Raw genomic sequence first — 21,405 nt, forward strand, 5'->3', positions numbered from 1 at the left:
CCCATCGACATGCTCTTTATTACCTGGACGTGATGCAGAGCGACATTAAAATTGAGGATTGCCAAGTTGTGTTGCCCATCGACATGCTCTTTATTACCAGGTACAATACAGATTGATGTAGAATTAGAATAGGGGGAAACCATGTTATTCTAATCAATATAAGTTTCTCAATTAATGCTACATAGACATACTTTGAAATCCTATTACTATCAATAAAAGGAATTTGGTAAAGTACCTTTTACAAAAATGATGTAGCCTTAAAACATTATAACTACTAAAAATCTCTAATTCCCAGTAACTTATTAGTTAGCAAACCATTTTTTCTAAAGAAAATTGGTCTACAAAGGACTTCACTTTACCATATAGAATTCTACATATAAAAGGAGGGTGTCGCTATGGAAAACGACACAACAAGATCTGAAAAAGCATATTGGACAAACGAAGTTGCTAAAAGATTAGATATAGCAGTTACAACAGTACGCAAGTACGCTACTTTGATGGAAAAACATAATTATAAATTTATACGTAATGAGCATGATCAAAGGGCCTTTTTGGAACGTGACATACTTGTTTTAGAAAATATTCAATCCCTAAGTAAATCACCTGGTATTACATTAGAAGAAGCTGTAAAAACTGTCCTCGAGGATATCCCTAAGACACCCGTGTCGACACCCGACATAAAGGAGAATGACCAGTTACAAGCTATAATTAAACAATATGGTAATGAATTTACTACACTAAAAAATGAGAATGCTGAGCTAAAAAATATGATGTTAGAATTACAGGATATGATGAGGGAGCAAAAAGAATATATTGCTGTTTCACTTGAAAAACGTGATAAACAAATTACTGAGTTTTATAAAAAGACTATTAAAGAAAAACAAGAGAGAAAAAAAAGTTGGTTCCAGCGTCTCTTTAATAATTAATTACTATTAACCTGATCTTGAGCTAAAGTAATAGTTCAATCAAAACTGTATCGCCCACCGACATAGTATTTTTCCCTAAATAAGATATAATTTAGGATTAAAATAGTAGTTAGTTATTCATATGTCGCCCTGCGATACAAAATCACACTATAAGTGCAACATAAGTTGAACTTAAAACAATGACTAGTTATTCATATGTCGCCCCGCGATACAAAATCACACTATAAGTACGACATAAGTCGAACTTAAAATAACAATGAGCATTCATATATCGCCCTGCGATATACGCTCCCTCCCACAAGTTGAACTGTAGTTCAACTTGTTTTTTTTATACAAGCAAGTTTAAAGATCATTTGTCTTACTAAATGATCTTTAAACCCTAATTATTTAATGTTTAGAGATACTTAAATCTCTAAAATCCACGTTGTATGCCTAGTAGAATACTTTTGAATGTAATATAAACTAAAATTTAACTTTAATACCAAGAAAAGGGGTTATAAATGTTACAGTCATGAACTTATTTTTATAAAAAAATGGATGTAGAAGGGGGTTATAAAAGCTGAGAGGAATAAACAATATTATTTCTAATAGATAAAGGCTTATATATCTTTCTTTTTTAGGCAGGGTGAGAAAAAATCACACTACCCAAACTAATCTTTTCGAATTAACATAGAGAGAGAGTAATGAATCTATTACCTTTGAACAAACCCTGTCTTAAACATTTCATTTTCTAATTAAGTACTCTATTCTCTAATAGATTCATTTCTACGTAGATATGTAGTTAAAAATAATTGTTTTAAGAGATATTATAATTTTTATTGAATTTTGAGACGAGTTAACGCTATAATAAAACTAACAAAAAGGACCGGAATAGAAAAAAGACTTCAACTGTTTAAGAAGTGTTGACCGCACTCTTAAACCGTTCCCCCTAATGACGGTAGGGAAAACACTTGTCGAAGTCTCTTGTTAATAGTTTCATTTTTTCTATAAGATAAAACTTATGTTTTTATTTTATATGAAATAGCTATCTATTTCAAGGGCTTAGTTCATTAAAATCAAGGCATTGTTTTCCTTTTTCCAGGGAAACAGTGTCTTTTTTGTGTTCCTTAAAGGAGACGATGAACAAATGACAAAGATCTTGACCTGTTATTTAAAAGATGTAGATACCTTCAATGGACGGTTCAAATGGTTATGGACCCACAAGTCCACACTTCGGAAAAAGAAAGAAGAGTTTTTAGAAAGTCTTCGTGCCCACTTTAAACAACAACAATCTGCTATACATAAAGAATTTCCTAAAAAGAGAATGGAAATGCTCGATCATGTCATCTATAACCTAGTGGCTACGGGCATTCAAGCGATCCGTTCTGAAACGCTTATGAAGAAATTTAATGTTTCCAAAAGTACCGTTTCTCGTTTTGTACGCTCGTTAAAAGCGACACCGTTTATCATTGTCGCTCGTTACATTAAAGAAGATACAACAGGTACTCATCCGGACAGTTATGTATTTATCCTTAAAAGTCATAAGAACTTTCATCACATTTGCGACGAAATCTTTTTTGCCCATGATACAACAGGAATACAAACGCTTCAACAAGAAGAAATGACCACTCCTGTGACACGTCCTGTGACGCATCCAGAAAGTACTGAAAACGTTGATACACCAAGCTTAGAGGCCGATAAATCACCTGATGCCTTTATTAACCTTGATTTACCTGTAAATCATATAAATAATCATTTAATATCTGTTTCACAGGCTTTCAGCTATATTAAAGGTGTGCCAAAGAAAGTTAATCAAGTCTATGCAGGTAAGTATGGACATCAACTACAAGACTTTTATGCTCGTATTCAAAATGCAGCAAAGGCAGTAAAAAGAGATACAGAGACTGAGATTAAAAAAGAGCAAGTACATGATATTGCGTATACATCTATTGTGGGATTAGATAAATATGTCCATGAAGCCAATCAACAAGGCAATCCGTTATCCCTACGGGATATGTGTCGATTAATCTATCAAATTGCGAAAAATCAATTCTATGATTTAACAAAGCCTAAAGACCAGGATTATTCATCAGTATACGCAAACCAACAAGAAGTTATACATAACGAAAGCAAAGAAACAACATTGGCTACACCAAAACGGATTATCCGTAAGGAACTCGTTCCAAATTGGTTAAAAGCTGAACAGCAACAAGAAGAAGCTCCAAAAGAAACAGAGATATCTTTGGATCAACAGCTTGAAATGATCCAGTTAAAGCAAGATTTAGGACAAGAACTCACGCCAGAAGAAGAGAACTTGCTGCAGGAGCACAGCTCTACGTATAGTTTGTTGGAGATAGCTCAGGTAAAACAAGACCTAGGACAAGCTTTAACACCAGAGGAACAAGAATGTTTGCGTCAACATAACCAGCTAAAAGACACAGCTTCCTAATCAAAAAAAGTAGAAATCTCTTAGAAGCTGATGTTTTAATAGAATTTGTTTATTTAGAACTGTGTTCTAAATAAACATTAACTAATCATCTACGCAGGAGGAGACTATTATGCCACATAAAATTACGTTAACCGGATCAGCCACAGGACCACTACGAGAGTACGATCGCTATGTTGCCTTTGATATGCGTGAAAAAGGGTCACCATCTGCGCCTAAAGGGTTAAAGAAGAGTACCTTTATTTCGTATACGGTGTTTGTTGCGAAGAAAGCCTTTAATAAAACCGGGCTTACAAAGAAAAGTATCATGCATGAAAAGGTTTTAATTCAAGGGGAACCAACGTTAGATATTCCGATAGATGAATGCCCTGGTGAAGTAGGGGTCATCTGTTTTCAAATTACGGTTCTCCCGAATAAAAATGACAAAGAGAAGAATCAGCCAGAAGAGAAAAAAGAACCTAAACAAGAGGCATCTGCGCCTTCTGAAACACAAAAGAAAACGGAATCTACTAAACAGGAAGGGGCGCAAGCACCTGTTTCTCAACCTCTAGCAAAAGAAGAGAAGAAAGAAGTAAAGCCTATTCAGCCAGAAGTACAACAAGCGCCTACAGAAGAGAAAAAGGCTGAGGAAAAAAAGACAACACTATCCAACCAACCGAAGGGAACTCAGGATCTAGTGAACTTTGATGATATTATCGTTCCTGATGAGTTCTTAAAGACACGCCCAAACCCTGAAAAAACGCAAAAAGTGATCGATTTTGTGAAGCGTACAGGGCGCTTAGATGAGCCATTGACGATTGAAAAAGGATCGAAGATCTTAAAAGATGGATACCGTCGTTATGTCGTAGCCAAAACGGTCAAAATGGATCAAGTTCCTGTTGTATATGAGTATCAAAAGTAAGAACGCAAAGAAAAAGTAACGATTGTTTATCGTTTCACTGACAAATTAGACAAAAACAGACTAAACAAAGTGATAACCTATGTCCAATAGATAAAAGGTAAATGAAACAGGATTTAATCTCTGTTTAGGTAAGATGAACATCTTCATTACTATTCTCTATACGTAGCTTTCTATACATCTAAGTCGCGAATTGGAGGGAGATATAATGACTAAAAACCAAAAACTGTGGACGAAGGAAGAAGATTTATTTCTAAAAGAACAATATGGGCGGATGACACTCCAAAAAATTGGTGAATGTTTAAATCGTAGTAAAGAATCGGTTAATAAACGGGTCTCACGACTACAACTTCGCAACAACCAGAATGGCATACGCAAAAAATGGTCCCCTGACCAAGATACGTTCTTAAAAGTAAATATTAATAAGATGAACAATCGAGAGATTGGAAAACATTTAGGCAAGAGCCTATCTTCTGTTGCGAATCGAATTAGACTGTTAAAATTAGTACGAAATACGTCATTACGCAGATGGACAAAGAAAGAGGATGAATACTTGGTAAAATGGTATGGAGTCAAGTCCCTTGACCAAATATCTAGACGCTTACAGCGAAGTACACAAGCATTAGAGTCTAGATTATATCGTTTAGGTATACGTGGCGTAAGAGCTCATCTAGGGAATGTTACAGTATATGAACTAGCAGAGTGTCTCCAAGTTGATGTTCATACCATTTATAATTGGATTCAGAAAAGAGAATTGCCCTATAACATCTTGAGAGCAAACACACGAACATTTTTAGGAATTGACGTAGCAGCCTTTTGGAAATGGGCACAGCAGAATAAGGAACTTATTAATTTTTCTAAGATATCCCTAAATACTCTTATTCCAGAACCCGACTGGGTAAAGGCACAAAGAAAATATGATTATTTTAATCGACCTAAATATGAAAATAAAAAGTGGACTGAAGAGGAAGATGCCCGTCTATGGTACATGTTTTATCAAGAAGGTCGTACTCAACAAGAAATTGGCCAACTAATCGGTAGATCAGCCCATGGAATTCAACGGAGATTACACCGACTACGGAAAAAGAAGTTACCTCAATAAATCCTACCTTTTTTTAATCGTTTTTACTGCTCTCACATATTAGTCCTTTACATTGCACATTCATTTTGTGAAACAGCCTTTTTTATAAGAAAGGTAGCCCTATAGAAGCATAGAAATTCATGTTATGCTTAAAAATATTATATTTTACACTTTACTATTATCTATTGTTTTATTCCATAAAGGAGAGGACTCTATACGGATAGATGGGGTTCTCTTTTCTCCTTCACTGATTAAATTGTGTTTTCTGGTCTGATAATTTATGAATTGCTGTTGTTAACAATGTTCTTACTTTCTCTTGGGCAGACTGCTTTATGACAGGTTGTTTTTTATTTTCTATGATACTCAAAAACTATTCATACCTATAACAAAGACCGCCCATTACTTATGAGTTTATAAGGCGGTCTTAACTGTATGTATGCTATATGATTATTCCAAAAAAGTCGACAGGATACACGAATCGGCTTATTTTCTTCTATTCTATTCGAAATTTGACTCCTTATGCCTACTTTTTTTCTTTTCTTAGGTTCAAAAAGGTGAAAAATGGACAGGCTAGTAGTAAAAGAGGAGTGTGAGATGAATGTCCTGGTGGAAGAATCCCAAAAGAACAAAGTTTGGTAAATTCTTAGATAAAGAAGGTATTACGCAGATGGATTTTGCGGATCGCAGTGGTGTGAGTAGAAATACAGTATGGCGTCTATGTAATGTAAAGGGATATATTCCAACACCTGTGGTCTTGAGAAAAGTTATGCGTGCCGTCATTAAAATTGATCATCGTAAAGATTTTCATGACTTTTTTGACATATAACCCCCATGATGTTTAGTTATAACATGGGGTTATGTTTCAGTTGGAAAAGTATACTGTGTACCAATGATGCGATTTAGAATTAATTCAGTATGTAGGATGTTACGAATAGAACCTTGGTCAGATGACAGAGAAATCATACCTTCTTCACCAACCTTTGAAAGAGTACACAAGTTTAGTACATGTTTTTCATACGTTGCAGTTGCTTCATATGCCTCTCCGCGAATTTCAAATTGAAAGGAAATAAATCCGTTTCTTACCTTTTTAAACCTCTTTAAATTGGCGATATCGTTTTCTTTTAAGCTAGTGGCATCCAAAGCTTCCATCCAATTTCCCTCTTTTTCTGAAGGCATACTTAGAATATCAAGAACATCCTGATAAATACGGATTGCGAGTTCAAGTTGTGCAACTGGCTCAGGATCTTCTCCATAATTCTTACTTATTGATTTTAATTGAACTTCTAGAGCCTTCTTTTTAGCTTTAATAAGCTTTATTTTATCTTGCATATCAAGAATCCTCCATTAGCTAAATAAACGCGAAAAAAATCCTATTTTATACTTTGTTTGTTGGTTTTGTTAGTCTTGTAACTTTTTCTGTAATAATTGAATACTTTCCATTATGAGTTACTCACGTTGAATAAGTGTTTCGTTCAGTTGTTCCTGCCAATTTTTCTGTTTACTTTCTTCTTTTGATATTTCTTGCTGTTTTCGAATGTTTTCCTCTTGTTCCGGATAAAAAATCCCCTCCATAATAGACAGAATAGGTAGCTTTCCTTTACTTGTCTACTATAAGGGGAGCATACCATACTATATCAATTCAAGGTAGATTTTTTTATTTATCATATTAGGTAAGACTAATTTTAATTTCACCAAGAGAAGGGAGCTTTTCTTTACTGTCTTGTAGAATTTTTATATTTCTCCATAAGATCATGATTACTTGCCACCTGTACAATGAGGATTTAGTCTGAAGATACTGCATAACGAACGGGCGTAATTGAGATAACGGAAGGAAAGATGGTTGTTCGATCTTCTGGCTGTCAATGTAAGGATCTCCATTCATCTGAAAAGAAAAAAACTCCTTATAGAGATTAATCTTCGTCTGCATTTTCTGCTCATTAATTTTCTCCATGATTATATTTAATTTCCTTTTGATATTATCCAACCGTTCATCAGTTCCAATTGAATTTCCAATCTTAAATTATTTCAATTTATAAATATTATTAATATCATTATGAATTACCCTTATGACTAAATTTAAATTACAGGAATTCATATACGCAGGATATTTAATTAGGAATCCTGAATATATGAACTTAAAAACATAATGAAAGTAGGTGACTTTTATTTATGTTAGTAGGTGAAATGCTTAATATGATTATAAATAAAGAAATAACAATTAATGAATTAGCTACAATGTATAGCGTTACTGATCAAACGATCCAAAGAAAGATTAAAAAATTAGGCTATGAATGGGACAAGAAAAAGTCCACTTACAAATATATAGGAAAATCACCTCAACCTTTAGACACTGATTTTAGTACATTATTTAGGAAAAAACAGGCTAGTAATTATAAGCACAGTCAGGTTAAGAATAAAGACAGGAAGAAAGCCAGTTACAGCAAGGGCACTAGTGACATACTAGATGTCTTATTGATAAGAACGAAATCGCCACCTAAAAGAGTATATCAAGGCTTTTACTTCGATAAAGACGTATTAAGTATTATAAATAGTGTTCCTAAAAATTATAAATCTGAACTAGTGAATGAAGCGTTAAGAAAAGTATTCAAGGAGAAAGGATTACTCTAATGAAAAAAGGGCACCCCCTTGGAAAGGAAGCACCCCGTGTCAATTAAAACGTTGGACCTTTATTATAGCATGGGTGGCCCTCGAAAAATTGGAGGGTCTTATCATGAATCAAAGCTAAAAACTATTAATGTGTATTGAAAATATCTTGAGTGAAGCGTCTGATTTAGTTGATGAAGTTGCTCGATTGAAGAGTGTAGAAGAATGTAAAATCCTGAAGGAGAAAGTCTCCATGAACCAACTTACTCAAGCAGAACAAAAAGCCTTTGCTCTTGCTATTGATGGTCTCTCTACTTTAGAAATACAAGACATTCTTCATAAAGAAGAGTGCACGATTAAGAACCAGGGAAGAAATATCTTAAGGAAGTTGAATACACCATCTATGACAGAAGCTGTTCAACAGTTTCAAAATTTGCGTCAAGAGCCTCCACAAAAACTAATACGCACCTCTTAACTATAGAATAGCCTTAAAGGTTATAATAGCAGGCTTAAGCCTGCTTTTGATACGAGATGTATCATTTTCTATACATAAATGTTTCATAACTGGTGAAACATTTATGTGAATGATTTATATCTTAATTGAACACACTATTGAAAAGATGGAGAGATGTTCATTCTCAATTCTTCATTGTGTACTATGAATAGTCTAAAAGAAAAACTTACTGTTCAAGGAGCAGTAAGTTTTTCTATTTTAAGCTGTGTATGCTATACAACCTTAGTTAACATAATGGATTTTATCGGTAAGAAGAGTTCCCTACGTAAAGGTTCTTGTTATTTTTATATTCATCAACTAAAAAAAGGTATTTACCTACTTATATCTAATCTTATAAAAGACCAAGTTCATAAAAGCTAGGTTATTCTCCTAATATTAATGTACTTGCTTAAACAAATGATATGAATAAAATGAAACTAATCACAGCCACTCCAATAAAATTAAATCCAACACAGAAAAACTCTACAAAAGTCGTAAATGTAGTATGTAGAACCATTGCTGTAGAACATGCCCAGAAAGAAAAAATTCAATTAATTGGATTTGGTATATTTGAAATTCGAAAGTGCACAAAACGAACAAGTCGCATTTTCAAACGGTTGATACAACGCTGATTCTTGTTTCAAGAATAGCTTCTCCTAAAGCAGGGAAGGAATCAAAACAAGATGTTAAATAACCTCGCGTACCCAAATAGGAAAGAAAAGTGCCTTGTTTTGATTTTCAGAAAGGGATACAAGTTTATAAATTAAATGTTTATTTGCTTTTGCTGCTGGATATATGCTCTGCCCCTTCAATCAAATCCGTTCACAACGATACAATTACACTATTTCATAGACTTTTTGCAGTTCACGTAATATCTTTTATAAATACATTCAAGGGGGAGCAAATCGGATGTCGCAAGAAATGGAATTATTGAATAAGGGAATTCATTTATGTAAGGAAATTATAGATTTATTAGAAAAAAGAGAGGATAGGAGCGTAGGTTTTAAACAATTAGTTACAAAAAATGATTTCCATCCCTTACCTTTGGAACATAAGAAAAAATAATCTCCGGTAAATGACATAAGTCATGGACTTCCTGAACGACAGTATTACTTTGTTTTCTTTTCTTTCTTCACAAAAAAATTCGGATTATGCGTAGACCTATCTACATGCAGGTATTCTTCATAAACTGTCATAACCAAAGGTTTATAAGCTTAAACGCTGGGTATTATAAAATCAAGACGATGTGTTAATGGTACCGCCCATGGGAGGGTGTGTTCACCTCATTCTGTAAAAAATGGCGCTTAAAACGGCGTCATTTTTTATTTGTAAATAAATTTATAGCTTCAAGAGCGAGGCTTACATTTATATAAAAAAGATAAGTAGATTCGGACCCAATGGGATCTATTTCACGTAAAGATTCAAAAAAACCAAATGAAATTCCCTTTATTTTGAACAGGTTGATTCTATTGGACTCTCTCATCTAATTTAGATTTATATTGGTGGATACACGGCCTACCAATTGTGTGAGCAATAGATAATTCCCCACCTTCCATCATTTCTATGTTTAGACGGTCACTTACAGATATTTTGAAGTTTTTGTACGAGAACCTTATTATGCATATAGGCAGTTCCTAATAATCTTTTAGTAGAGTTAGTAATAAGAAAGAACCTTAGAAAGGTCCATTTAATTTAAGTTTAAGGTGCCTTTATTGGGATAATATAATAAATAAGCTAGGTTTAATCTTAATCTGGTTTATTTTCTATATTGTGGGAGGAAACAAAATGGAACACGGTAAAGTGAAATGGTTTAATGCTGAAAAAGGATTTGGATTTATCGAGCGTGAAGGTGGAGAAGATGTGTTTGTTCACTTCTCAGCTATTCAAGGGGAAGGTTTTAAATCCTTAGATGAAGGTCAAGATGTGACTTTTGATATCGAACAAGGGCAACGTGGCCCACAAGCGACAAACGTACGTAAAGCAAAATAAAAACAGACTCTATTTTCAGAGTCTGTTTTTATTTTAAAAGTCCTTTTTACCAGAACACATTGAATAGTAATTGTTATCCACATTTCATTAATTCTTCTTCAAAGTAAAAAGTACTTGGGTATTTATCGACTGTGTAAGAGTATCTTTTCATGTTTTTTACATAATGACTTTTTATGATTGTAACTAATTCATTAGATGCTCTTATAATTACTATTTCTCCATTCGTAAATATATTTTGGCTCATATCTTTGTCCTCCCTAATACCAGAAATAATAAAATTTTTATTTTTAATTGCCTTCGGACATAATTTAAATCTTCTAAGTTGAGGTTGAAAAATAAGGAAAATAAGCGAGTGAGGGAGGGAAGAGAATCTTTTGATAATAATTATGAGGGAGAAATTCAAGAAAAGAAACTGTTAGGAGACAAAAAGTTTCAACAAACCTTTCTTTATAAGTTGGTAATTGTAATGTATATTAAACCCACTACAATATATAAAAATATGAAACTTACAAAACATCCATATGATCGTTTATTCTTAGTTCGTTTATTCATTATGTTACTCCTTGCGCTATGTACTAAAGATTACATTATATACTGATATATGGAATGTTTGCAAAAAAATTAAAAGGTTATCTTATTATACCACTAATGTAAAATACTCGAACTGTATGTTGTGAAAAAATATTATTGCGATAGCTCATTTAGAAAAGAATTAATTAGATCGCTAAAGCCAAGAAAAAGTCTGTTGAGGGAGAGAAAACAATGGAAATCATGGTCGGTCAAAAACGTAGAATTACATAGAATACACTTAAGATCATCCTAAATAAAAAGTATCTCAAAAGGACTAAGCAAGCCAATGTAACAACGGGAGTGGGTTTCAAACGAATCGGTTATTACAACAACACTCTTGTAGGATCTTCTAAAGCTCTCATAAAGAAATCGATAGGAGTAATGAGTTAGTCTATAGGAGTTGAAAAAAGCATTAAAAAAGTGAAAGAAGATACCCCTGAGGGTTTGAAAATCGGTGAAGGTTGAAAGTTCGGTGAATTTGTAAAAATCGCTCTTATTGGTTACAACTTAATGGGAGACTCCAATGCATCGATTCCAACACGATAGTCAGGCTTGTGACTTATAACGACCTAGCTTTCGGTTGCTCCCATATAGGGGTAAATAAAAAAGACGCTCTGCCAGGAGCATCTGTGTGATAAAAAAGAATTTGTTACAAGGTAGTCTCATTATACACTACTACTTGTGAAATTAAACTAGGAATCTCTTCCCAGTAAAATCTAACGCAAAGGATTTAGCCGCATCCTTTAACACATTTGTTTCTTTTTTCTTCTCCATAGTATCCTCTCATATAATCTATACGAATTAACTGTATGAAAGTTTCATACACAATGTCTAGTGAACAAAGGCAATTTTATTAAAAATACAATATAGAAGGTTTTATAATCTAGGGAAGAATTATAGAATAAAATTACTTTTTAAATACAATATGGAATTAAAGGTGCAAAAATACCTTTACTTTATTATCCAAATTATTTATAATTTACAAGTCGATTAGTAAGTTAATCACCACTTACTAAAAAGCAATCGCTTTCTCATGCTAGGCCAATGCGGAGAGAAAGCGATTGTTTTTTATTTATAAAGAAACAAATACTTACTTTGTTAAGCTTACCTTATGTAATTCATTCAATAATTGATCAATGGACTGACTAACTTGAAGTGTACTTTCACTGCTTATACCTTCTTCTCGTGCCACTTGAATCATATTCTCCTTAGCCTTTTCTATCTCTATAAGTAAAGTTTGTTTTAGAACACCCTTATCCTCCTGCAATATCTCTCCCACCCGTTTACTAAAAGTGTCAATTCGTCAACTTATTTAACAATAAATGTATTATCCTTCTATTTCAACACCCAATATAAAATAAAGGCGGGGTATGGTTAATAATGCGTACTTAAAGGATTGAAATCCAGGAAAAAGGGTTTGAATAGTCATTTTCTTTTTGTAATTCCATAAAAAATACAGAAAATTTTACATAAATTTGGTATTATTTAATTGCTGTAACATTCATATTTCAACGAGTGTGAAATCAGAAAAACTGCCTCATTCCTTGTGTGGAGGCAGTTTTTTTATGTTGGTCGTCATTACGTCAGATTGATTTTAATCCCACCAGATGATGCTGACTTTAATGGTTTTGTATCTCTTTGCTGTTTAGCTGAACTTCTGTATTTCTCCATAAGTTCATGAATACTTGCTACTTGTATAATGCGGATATGTTCAGAATTAACAGCATAGCGAACAGGCGTAATCAACATGACAGAAGGGAAGATGGCTACTCGGTCTTCTAGCTGCCACTGCAATGCTTTCCACTCATCCGAAAAGAAAAACTCTTCATAGAGATTAATCTTGGCCTGCATTTTTTGTTCCGAATACTGATTTCGTTGAATTTCAACCCAAAATGGAGATCCTTTAAAGATACAAAAGAGATCCGGTTCAATGCCTCCTTTTCTTCCAGTGGGCTTATCTTCCACAATGACACTCTTGGGCATACTATACAAACACATCTGCTTATAGATATCCAAGATAGAAAGGAAATGTAATATTTTTTGAGAGTTCTTTTTAATCTTCGCATCCACAGGTAAATAGACCGTCGGAGAATACTGCTGTGTACGTTCAACCAGCCCTAATCGATATAAACGTACCATCACGCTATTGCATGCATTAATAGGCGATTTCAGCTGTTTAAAGAAGAGTTCCACTAATGAGTCTCGGTCCACAGCTCGAAACTGATTGATAAACCCAATGATGTCTTTATCACGCTGAGATAACCGAAAGCTCATCGTTGTTCCTCCTTCTCTAATAACCCAAAGATAGGCTGTGGTACGACCTCAAGCTGAGGTTCAGGGTCTTTTACACGTGTTTTATAAGGAGAAAGTATTTCCTTGCAAGCTTCTTCATCTAAGAAATAGGCTTGAAACTCTTTCACGTCATCAATTTTAATTTTCATGCGTCCCCTGGCTGCAGCATCGATTTCCTCAGCCCCGAGTACTCCAGCTACTTTCGCATTTATAGCATCAGCTTGCCTCCCAGAAATCCGTACCCGTAAATTGGCCTTTAACGCAGAGTTTAATAAATCAGCATCAGGACGCTGCATCGCAATAATGGTATGAACGCCTAACGCACGGCCTTGGCTGGCAAACTGTTGGATCATCTCTACAAGCTCCATTTCTCTCTTCACTATGGACATTTCATCAATTACCACAACGATACGAGGGAGTTTAAAAGGTAGCCTGCTTATATGTGTGACCCCATGCTCTAACAATAAATCGCCTCGTCGATACATTTCAGCGCGTAATAAAGCAAAAGGTTTTCTCATATCCTTGGCTTCAAAGCAAAGCGCATCCACATGCTCAATCCCATGAAACAGCCCTAAATCAGCGCGTTTGAGATCTACTAGGACTAATCGTAGATCTTCAGGAGAGGCATACTTCACCCATGTGGTCAGAATCACACGCATTAAGCTGCTTTTTCCAGCCCCAATTTCGCCAGAAATTAACAAGGTTTCTAACTCCGCAAAGTCCCATGAGACGGGATTTCCATAGATATCTTGACCAATGCAGACTGGGAGTTCCATTTTTTTAATATGATGATGGAGGGCTCCATAGCTGTATTCAAGCATCTTAGGCAGGTTTTTGTGATGGACCGTGATACTAAAATTCTTCAGACTGCCGTTTATTTCGATATTGCTGCCTAATACTTGTCGTAAGACCCATCTTTTTTTATTTAGAAGTTCAGGATTGATACCATTTAGTAAGGAAAAGGCGTACCGAGTGTACGTTTGATGGTGATCGATTCGATGAATCTTTGGAAACAGATAGGAGGTACGGTCCCCACGTTTCACCACCTGGTAAATCTCTGCCGTACGAAACGCTTTAAGCAATTGGCCACGCAATTTTAGTTTTTCAAACATCTAAATCCCTCCTCAAAACATAAAGGTCACAAAAAAGTAAATTAAGGCGCTATAGAAGGTGACAGGTAAGATAAAACGCATGACCTTTGCGAACTGATCCACAAGATCAATGACACCCCATCGCTCTAATACCCGTTCGATGATAGCAACCCCTAAGACAATGCCTCCTATGGTTAGAATAGTAGGGTCAAGCATGGCAAATGGACTAAACGGAACAAACGAATAAGCATTAAAAGGACGAGGTTTTGTTGAGGGTTTAGAGGATGGTTTATGGAAGAAGTTTCGAAAAGTAATATAATGAGTTTTTCTCATGTTGGTACCTTCTTTCACTCGTTTAATTTTTTTGCTTTTTCAGTATCAATTATTTCAGCTCACCACATCCGGTCGCCCCCTTCGCCTCTTCGGCTCAGCTCCCTTACAGATTCCATAAAGGGCTTCACGAGGCGTATACAGCTTGTATTAACGCGGTAGCGATACTGAACTAGCTACTAAATAGATAATGAAGTTAAGATTCTTTAGATACTATGTAGCTACTTCAGTAAGCTTGCCTGTCCAATCGAAAAATAATAAAGAACCCTTACTGCAGTAGGGGTTCAGTAGATGGTGATGTAATAGATGCTTGGTTTTTATATGCTAGGGGTTGTCCTAATAGCTTATTCTTCTTATGAAATGGACGAGACATTTGATGTTGTCCAAGTAAACAAAAATAAAGGGCAAGCAAAACTACATGATCTTATGACATAAAGAGAAAAAACTTATAGAGGGAAAAAATAACAGGATTAATGAGTTTTAGCTGGGGGTAAAGTCAAATAACTATTTCAAAAGGAGAGAGTGATTTATGGAAATTCTATGGATGCTAATTGTAGGTGGAATTATCGGTTGGCTTGCCGGTTTAATTACAGGGCGTGACGTTCCTGGAGGCATTATTGGTAATATTATCGCTGGTTTTATTGGTTCTTGGTTAGGTGGTCTGATCCTGGGAAGTTGGGGACCAGTTATTGGTGGTTTTGCAATCATCCCAGCCATTATTGGAGCAATCATTTTGGTGTTAATCGTAAGCTTTGTTCTAAGGAAAATGGGACAAAAAAAGAATCATGGTCATCATGCATGATAAATCGAAAAAAATTAAATTGGAGTGATTAAAAATGAGAGAAGAAAGTAAGTCTGTGTTAGATGATTTTGTTGAAGATAATCAATTTGAATTAGATTCTTACCTTACTTATTTGTTCGATCAAATTAATAATGATATCGAAGTTCTGTCAGAAGCTTAATGAGAAACCAGATATTTTATTATAAAGAAAAAGAGAAAAAAATAAATCAGAATATAACATAAACGGCCTTAGTAACTTTGGTTACGATACATAGGGTCGTTTATTGTTATGGAGAATGTTTAAAAATAAAGTGAAGATATCCTTCTCTATAGGCAATGCTCAAAGATTATTAATTACTTTAACTGCTGCTTTAGTAAAAATCTATTGGTCCTATATTTTGATTAAAGACCTTTCAAAGTGCGAAACAAAGGACTGTAAATATGATTAAAAAGGCGCCTCCTCTGTATGGAAAAGTCTGTCCACTATCAAAAAGAATTTATCTACCTTAATAAGCTAACTGTTTATTAAATCATTTTATAATAAAGGAGATGGAAGTGTGTTTGGATTCAGTGATATGCCTAAGTTCTTGTTTTCTTTCTTACTTGTACTACCACTTGTATCTCTTGTTCACCAATTAGGTCATTCTATCATGGCAATCTTTTTCGGAGGGAGAGTGGATTTTACAATTGGAAAAGGAAAAACCATTTTTAAATGGAAGAAAGTTAAAATAAAATCAGTTTACTTTTTGGATTCTTTTTGTGTATATGAGAAACTAAAATACGACAACCGATTTACCCATGCCTGTGTCTATGCTGGAGGTGCCATTGCTAATTTAGCCTTTATTTTCCTTATAAATGGCTTAGTTATGGCTGACATCCTTTCAGCAAGTCTCTTTTCTTACCAGTTTGTCTACTTTTCTGTTTATTATATTGTCTTCTCGCTACTACCCATCAAATACACAGAAACAAATTCAAGCGATGGACGTGCTATTTATGATGCATTGAGATATGGAAAAATAACATGTAACCCTGATTAATAAAGCTGGAATAATTATGCGAAGCGATGGGTTTGCGAAGCTATATGGGATTCCTTTTTACGTAATAAATTAGATGGTAATAATAAAATCACTTTAAATAATATGGTTAATTCAGCAATTAGTGTTGATGTTGAGAAATAATTGATATTAAAAAACCTTCTACTCCTGTCAGGTAGAAGGTCAGTTGTGTGATTGAAATGTCATTGTATACCCTGCGAGAAAGGTAACACATTTATTCATTGCCAATAAAATCATAATTTAAACAGATTACATAGGAAAACCCTCTATCCTATAGATAGAAGGCAAGGTAGAAACATATTATAAACAAAGGTAGATGACTTAAATAACTTTACATTTATTTTTATATCAAAAAGGAAATAACTTAAACAAATAAAAAACCTTTCTACTCATAGAGAGTAGAAGGTCACATGGATCACATACTGCTAAAAAAAGTTAGTTGATTATAGATTTTAAACGGAAAAATAAAATTCAAACATCTTACATAAAAAATATCAGTACGTAAAATAAATTATATTTTTTATGATGCTAGAGGTTGGGCTATTGGCCTTTATTTTTCATGAGATAGTCGAAAAGCCAAAGAATGTCCCATCAACTGAATACATTAAGTTAGAGTCACCATTGAAAGACGTTTGTATAAGGTATTGGTTATGAATAGCTATTCTATACGAACACAAATAAAATGTGATCCATATCGGATGGGTTTTGTCATAGGTAGGCTTGCGATTGGATGCGATGGAAAAGAGTATCATTCTTTAGGAGCGCAAAAAGCACATGATTGAAAGAAAGATGCCTATTTGAGGAAACGAGGATATAAAGTAATGCGCATCAGTGGTAGCAGTATTATAAACCATATACCTTAAGTTCTAAAGAGAGTTAGAAAAACATTAAATAAAAAAGAGAAGGTGAGAATATGTGTGGAAGATTTTCTTTAGCAACAGATATATATGCGCTTCAAGAACAGTTTAACTTTGAATTTAACGACGAAGTAACAATTAATCCAAGGTTTAATGTGGCTCCCTCCCAACAAATTTTAACAATAGGATCTAATGGAGGAAAAAGAATTGGAATAACGATGAAATGGGGACTAGTACCTTCGTGGTCTAAGGATAGTAAAATTGGATATAAGATGATAAATGCACGAGCCGAAGGTATTGATCAAAAGCCAAGTTTTAAGACACCTTTTAAACACAAGAGATGTTTAATTGTATGCGATGGATTTTATGAATGGAAAAAAGAAGGGGAAAACAAGCAGCCTTTTCGATTTGTAATGGAAGATGGCCGGCCATTCGCATTTGCTGGACTTTGGGATGAATGGGATAAAAATGGTGAGCCCCTTTATTCGTGCACAATTATAACCACCACCCCAAATGAAATTACACAAGAAGTTCATAATAGAATGCCTGTAATTCTTGAGGAAGATGCATATGATGTATGGATGGACTCTAAAATGAATGATACAGAGTATCTTAAATCACTGCTCATTCCTTTTCCGTCGAAAAAGATGAAATCATATCCTGTATCTACACTTGTTAATTCACCGAAAAATGATGTTGCGGAGTGTTTAGCCCCAATTAACAGTTTATAAAGAGGAGTAAAACACAGTTAAACTAAAAAAGAGAAGGTTTTTAACCTTCTCTTTTTCTATATCTTTTATGCTTAGATATTCTTCTTCATGCCATATTCCCTACATTAATGTAAGAAAACGCTACCTTTTACCAAACTTTTAAAGTGAACTGAGTTGTAGTTGTCGCATCTACCACTGATCTAGATATTCAGCGTAGTCATACATTTTATCAAGATCTATTTTTTTAAAAAAGACAACTTATCTTATGGGCTTGTCTATTCAAAATCAAAAAGAATTCATCGATCAAATGTTTGGATTATCATCATAAGCTAGTAGTTTAAAGGAAGCTGCCAATTTATATTTCTATAAAGTATTTTTTGCACTAGAACCAGTAAGGACCTTTTAATTCACTTTACAGTCTATAATCCCTATCCCTAAGGAATCATTTACATAAAAATTAGCTTCCAATAAAATAAATAGTAGTTATATTTACAGGAAGATGTTAGCAAAGAACTTCATAGACCTAGTACATATAAAGTAACTAGGTAGGGCATTTACGTCAGTCCATTAGTGAATGCCGAATTTTCTAACGAGGGAGTGAGATTGTTGAAAAAGAGAATCTGTATTATTGGTAGTGGAGTATCCGGACTGCACCTAGCCTATGCTCTAAGGAACGATTTTGATATTACGGTCATTGAACGTCAATCACCAGATCAGATTAGAAGAGGCAGAATCATGTCCACCCAGGTGCATTTCGGACCTACAAGGAATCGTGAAACACGCTTTAATGTGCTGAAATGGGGAGAACAACCCCTTATTGAAAGTATTCATATTACGATTGGAAATCAGAAACTATTTGTAGGAAAGTTGAAAGAGCCTGCATCATCTGTTGATCAACGTTTATATTACTCGTATTCTATTAATGACCTTATAGAAAAAGGAGTTTCATTCCGTTTAGAAAAGGTAGATAGAAAGAGTGTGGAAGTACTAATAAATGAGTTTGATTTAGTTATTGATTGTACAGGGAAAAATGGGCCTCTTTTGCCGTTTTCGATCGAAGAGGATCTTTCTCCTTTTAAAACTCCTCAGCGAAAATGTATCGTTGGTTATTTTAAAGGTATAAAAGCAAATACTCCTCTGGGAGTAGGCGTAACGGTTCTTCCTGAGTTGGGTGAAGTGTTTGAAATACCTGCAGTAACAGAACACGGTCCTGCTACTATAATATTCATTATGGCAATACCAAACAGTGATTTAGACGTATTTAAAGGAATAAAAAGTGCAGATGAGTTTACTCTTAAAATGAGAAGCACAGCTAAACAGTTTTTTTCTGAAATTTATAATCGAATTGATGAGAAAAATTTTTCTTTATGCGATGAAAATAGCTTTCTTCAAACTGCCCTAACACCTATTATTCGGAAGCCATATCTCATGGTTAAAAACAAGCTGGTGGTGGGCTGTGGCGATAGTGTATTTCTAAACGATCCTATTACGGGTCAAGGTTGTAATCTCTCTTCCTACTGTGCGGAACAATTGTATGAAACTCTTATGGAATATAAAAATTCTAATTGGGACGTAGAAATAGGAGAGTCTTATTGGAATCGAACGAAACAGTATGTAAAAGAGGTAACTGAATGGACAAATGCTATGACGAAACCATTACCTGAGCATATCGTTCAATTGCTATTTCAGAGTGCACAGGACCAAGTAAAAGCAAATGAAATTGCTGAATGGTTTGCCAATCCCACAAAAGCATATGAAGCGTTTACTTCAACAAAATTCATTGTTTAAAAATTATCTATTAAAAAGAAGCAGTGTACATAAGACACTGCTTCTTTTTAATTTATTGATGACGAAGTATTTCAATTTCTTCTATAGAAAGACCTGTTAATTTACTTATTACGTTGTTAGCTATACCTTCTTGAATCATTCCAATAGCCATCGCTTTTATAGCTTCTTCTTTCCCTTTTTTTTCAGCTCTTTTTAAAGCAGACTTTTCATCTAATAACGCTTTTCTTCGTGCTTCATAAGCTAATAATACTTCTGGATCTTGACTCACACGTTCCCATTCGTCCATCGCTTTCTTTAATACTTGATCTTCTTGCATCGCAATCTCCTCCAATACCTGAGTGATTTCTTCATCTTCGGATGCTTCAAGTAATAATAACCATCGTACGAGTTGATCTTCCCGTGGATCTACCTCTCTGTTACGCCATTTAATTAATAACTTAGGTAGCTCCATAAAATGAATTTCGAGCATATCCGTTAAGAGTAACTTCTGTTCTCGCTCATATAACTGAAAGGTGGAGTGATACTCATGAATATGAGATAAATAACGGAAGTTCACAATGTTAATGGTAATCGTTTTACAAAGCTCTCCATAGTCCATGCCTTCTTTCATTTGACTACTATACATTTTGGACCAGTAATAGAGCGTTCGTTTTTCCATGTCATGTTTATTATTAAGCTGAATTTCAATATTGACACGACTTCCATCTTCTAGCTGCGCGTGTACATCCAAAATAGAACGTTTATCTTCTTGATTTTCTTTATTAAAATGAGGATCTAATAATTGAACCGTTTGAATTTTCTTCTCATCTGGAAAACGGAGTGCTGCGTTTAAAAAGGCAGTTAAAATAGATTCATTTCCATGTGTGCCAAATAGTGATTTAAAAGCAAAGTCGACACGTAAATCTAATCGTTTTGTCATAATATCCTCCATCATCTCCATGTTTGTTATTAGTATACCATGGCTATATGGATTCTTTCTATTTCTCGCTTTATAGCGTAATAAAGTAGCCATCAGGCATCTTTTGTCCTTCATTATTTATAAAGACAAAAAGTTTAAAAATAAAAGATCTACAGTACGTCTGTTAAAAAAACTCATAAAAAATGACGTGAATCTCTTGTAGACAAAGCGATATAATTCATAAAAATAACTACAGTTTTAAGTGAATTGTAGCTTTATGGTTTTACTTACATTATAAAAGGCACTTGCTATATGCAAGTGCCTTTTGCTACGTTGATATTTCTAACCACCTATTATAAAAATAGATGGTAAAAATAATTTTAGATAACTTTAAGTTAAACTATAACAAAATAGGTGGCCTTGTAGATAACTTACTGTTAGTTATTGGGATATTATAGAAAAGATTTTAGGGTTTATTTACCTTAAAAATGCTCTTCCTTTGCTCCTGTTTAACGCGTTTTAAGCGCAACTCTATTTTTTTATCTAACGTTTTATGTACGATTTTGATGATTGTACATATAAATAGTAAGATTACAGTTATAAATACAGATCGCGGT

At 34.2% G+C, this 21,405-nt stretch carries 23 protein-coding genes; 15 read left to right on the forward strand and 8 right to left on the reverse strand.

The annotated features are described in order from the left end of the window. Positions 1-395: 395 nt before the first annotated feature. From ACFX4G_RS21360 to ACFX4G_RS21380, 5 genes are all read left to right on the forward strand, one after another. Positions 396-926: a MerR family transcriptional regulator gene (locus tag ACFX4G_RS21360; protein ID WP_377576717.1), complete on the forward strand. Its 531-nt coding sequence runs from the start codon at positions 396-398 to the stop codon at positions 924-926. A gap of 1,126 nt (positions 927-2,052) precedes the next feature. Further along, positions 2,053-3,354, forward strand: coding sequence for a replication protein (locus ACFX4G_RS21365; RefSeq protein ID WP_377576720.1), 1,302 nt, complete (start codon positions 2,053-2,055; stop codon positions 3,352-3,354). Positions 3,355-3,463: 109 nt separating this feature from the next. After that, on the forward strand, positions 3,464-4,252 hold the full coding sequence (locus ACFX4G_RS21370) for a ParB N-terminal domain-containing protein (RefSeq protein ID WP_377576723.1): 789 nt from the start codon (positions 3,464-3,466) through the stop codon (positions 4,250-4,252). A 205-nt stretch (positions 4,253-4,457) separates the two neighbouring features. After that, a complete protein-coding gene (locus tag ACFX4G_RS21375) occupies positions 4,458-5,351 on the forward strand; it encodes a sigma-70 RNA polymerase sigma factor region 4 domain-containing protein (protein ID WP_377576726.1) in 894 nt (297 codons plus the stop codon). Positions 5,352-5,928: 577 nt separating this feature from the next. Next, entirely contained in the window at positions 5,929-6,156 is a 228-nt protein-coding gene (locus ACFX4G_RS21380) for a helix-turn-helix domain-containing protein (RefSeq protein WP_043978001.1), read from the forward strand. 29 nt (positions 6,157-6,185) lie between these two features. On the opposite strand, the gene ACFX4G_RS21385 is transcribed toward ACFX4G_RS21380, so the two are convergent. Beyond that, positions 6,186-6,659 carry a hypothetical protein gene (locus tag ACFX4G_RS21385; RefSeq protein ID WP_377576728.1) on the reverse strand — a complete coding sequence of 158 codons (474 nt, stop codon included), beginning with the start codon at positions 6,657-6,659 and terminating at the stop codon, positions 6,186-6,188. A gap of 840 nt (positions 6,660-7,499) precedes the next feature. On the opposite strand from ACFX4G_RS21385, the gene ACFX4G_RS21390 reads away from it, so the two are divergent. The 5 genes from ACFX4G_RS21390 (at position 7,500) to ACFX4G_RS21410 (ending at position 10,416) form a co-directional block, all read left to right on the forward strand. After that, entirely contained in the window at positions 7,500-7,958 is a 459-nt protein-coding gene (locus ACFX4G_RS21390) for a hypothetical protein (RefSeq protein ID WP_377576731.1), read from the forward strand. Between the two features lie 229 nt (positions 7,959-8,187). Beyond that, a complete protein-coding gene (locus tag ACFX4G_RS21395; protein ID WP_377576734.1) occupies positions 8,188-8,409 on the forward strand; it encodes a LuxR C-terminal-related transcriptional regulator in 222 nt (73 codons plus the stop codon). Positions 8,410-8,858: 449 nt separating this feature from the next. Next, complete coding sequence (locus tag ACFX4G_RS21400) at positions 8,859-9,059, forward strand: HU family DNA-binding protein (RefSeq protein WP_377576737.1); 201 nt, start codon at positions 8,859-8,861, stop codon at positions 9,057-9,059. Between the two features lie 277 nt (positions 9,060-9,336). Next, complete coding sequence (locus ACFX4G_RS21405) at positions 9,337-9,492, forward strand: hypothetical protein (protein ID WP_157842246.1); 156 nt, start codon at positions 9,337-9,339, stop codon at positions 9,490-9,492. Between the two features lie 720 nt (positions 9,493-10,212). Beyond that, entirely contained in the window at positions 10,213-10,416 is a 204-nt protein-coding gene (locus ACFX4G_RS21410) for a cold-shock protein (protein ID WP_377576741.1), read from the forward strand. Between the two features lie 73 nt (positions 10,417-10,489). Here ACFX4G_RS21410 and ACFX4G_RS21415 read toward each other — a convergent pair whose 3' ends face one another. The 5 genes from ACFX4G_RS21415 to ACFX4G_RS21435 all read right to left on the reverse strand — a co-directional run bounded on the left by ACFX4G_RS21415 (position 10,490) and on the right by ACFX4G_RS21435 (position 14,702). Next, positions 10,490-10,660 (reverse strand): hypothetical protein, encoded by a 171-nt coding sequence (locus ACFX4G_RS21415; RefSeq protein ID WP_377576744.1) that lies wholly within the window; start codon positions 10,658-10,660, stop codon positions 10,490-10,492. A 1,416-nt stretch (positions 10,661-12,076) separates the two neighbouring features. After that, entirely contained in the window at positions 12,077-12,265 is a 189-nt protein-coding gene (locus ACFX4G_RS21420; protein ID WP_277813715.1) for an aspartyl-phosphate phosphatase Spo0E family protein, read from the reverse strand. Between the two features lie 299 nt (positions 12,266-12,564). After that, on the reverse strand, positions 12,565-13,260 hold the full coding sequence (locus ACFX4G_RS21425; RefSeq protein WP_377576747.1) for a hypothetical protein: 696 nt from the start codon (positions 13,258-13,260) through the stop codon (positions 12,565-12,567). Continuing rightward, positions 13,257-14,324: an FtsK/SpoIIIE domain-containing protein gene (locus tag ACFX4G_RS21430; RefSeq protein ID WP_377576750.1), complete on the reverse strand. Its 1,068-nt coding sequence runs from the start codon at positions 14,322-14,324 to the stop codon at positions 13,257-13,259. The genes ACFX4G_RS21425 and ACFX4G_RS21430 overlap by 4 nt, the downstream gene beginning before the upstream one ends. 78 nt (positions 14,325-14,402) lie before the next feature. Continuing rightward, positions 14,403-14,702, reverse strand: a complete 300-nt coding sequence (locus ACFX4G_RS21435; RefSeq protein WP_377576753.1) for a hypothetical protein — start codon at positions 14,700-14,702, stop codon at positions 14,403-14,405. Positions 14,703-15,228: 526 nt separating this feature from the next. Here ACFX4G_RS21435 and ACFX4G_RS21440 point away from each other — a divergent pair. From ACFX4G_RS21440 to ACFX4G_RS21455, 4 genes are all read left to right on the forward strand, one after another. Further along, entirely contained in the window at positions 15,229-15,501 is a 273-nt protein-coding gene (locus ACFX4G_RS21440; protein ID WP_377576756.1) for a GlsB/YeaQ/YmgE family stress response membrane protein, read from the forward strand. Positions 15,502-15,535: 34 nt separating this feature from the next. Next, positions 15,536-15,661: a hypothetical protein gene (locus ACFX4G_RS21445; protein WP_274598754.1), complete on the forward strand. Its 126-nt coding sequence runs from the start codon at positions 15,536-15,538 to the stop codon at positions 15,659-15,661. Positions 15,662-16,037: 376 nt separating this feature from the next. Next, a complete protein-coding gene (locus tag ACFX4G_RS21450) occupies positions 16,038-16,517 on the forward strand; it encodes a site-2 protease family protein (RefSeq protein ID WP_377559104.1) in 480 nt (159 codons plus the stop codon). A 931-nt stretch (positions 16,518-17,448) separates the two neighbouring features. Continuing rightward, the gene (locus ACFX4G_RS21455) at positions 17,449-18,123 is read left to right on the forward strand and encodes an SOS response-associated peptidase (protein ID WP_016766112.1); all 675 of its coding nucleotides are present in this window, start codon (positions 17,449-17,451) and stop codon (positions 18,121-18,123) included. Between the two features lie 104 nt (positions 18,124-18,227). On the opposite strand, the gene ACFX4G_RS28185 is transcribed toward ACFX4G_RS21455, so the two are convergent. Next, a complete protein-coding gene (locus ACFX4G_RS28185) occupies positions 18,228-18,302 on the reverse strand; it encodes a DUF8096 family protein (RefSeq protein ID WP_479522632.1) in 75 nt (24 codons plus the stop codon). A gap of 397 nt (positions 18,303-18,699) precedes the next feature. Between ACFX4G_RS28185 and ACFX4G_RS21460 the strand changes: the two genes are divergently transcribed. Further along, positions 18,700-19,890 (forward strand): styrene monooxygenase/indole monooxygenase family protein, encoded by a 1,191-nt coding sequence (locus ACFX4G_RS21460; protein ID WP_377576759.1) that lies wholly within the window; start codon positions 18,700-18,702, stop codon positions 19,888-19,890. A 52-nt stretch (positions 19,891-19,942) separates the two neighbouring features. Here the strand turns inward: ACFX4G_RS21460 and ACFX4G_RS21465 are convergent, their stop codons facing one another. Beyond that, positions 19,943-20,809, reverse strand: coding sequence for an Rpn family recombination-promoting nuclease/putative transposase (locus ACFX4G_RS21465; RefSeq protein WP_016766114.1), 867 nt, complete (start codon positions 20,807-20,809; stop codon positions 19,943-19,945). Positions 20,810-21,405 lie beyond the last annotated feature (596 nt).

The sequence above is a fragment of the Priestia sp. YIM B13486 genome (assembly GCF_042787865.1).
Classification (GTDB): domain Bacteria; phylum Bacillota; class Bacilli; order Bacillales; family Bacillaceae_H; genus Priestia; species Priestia megaterium.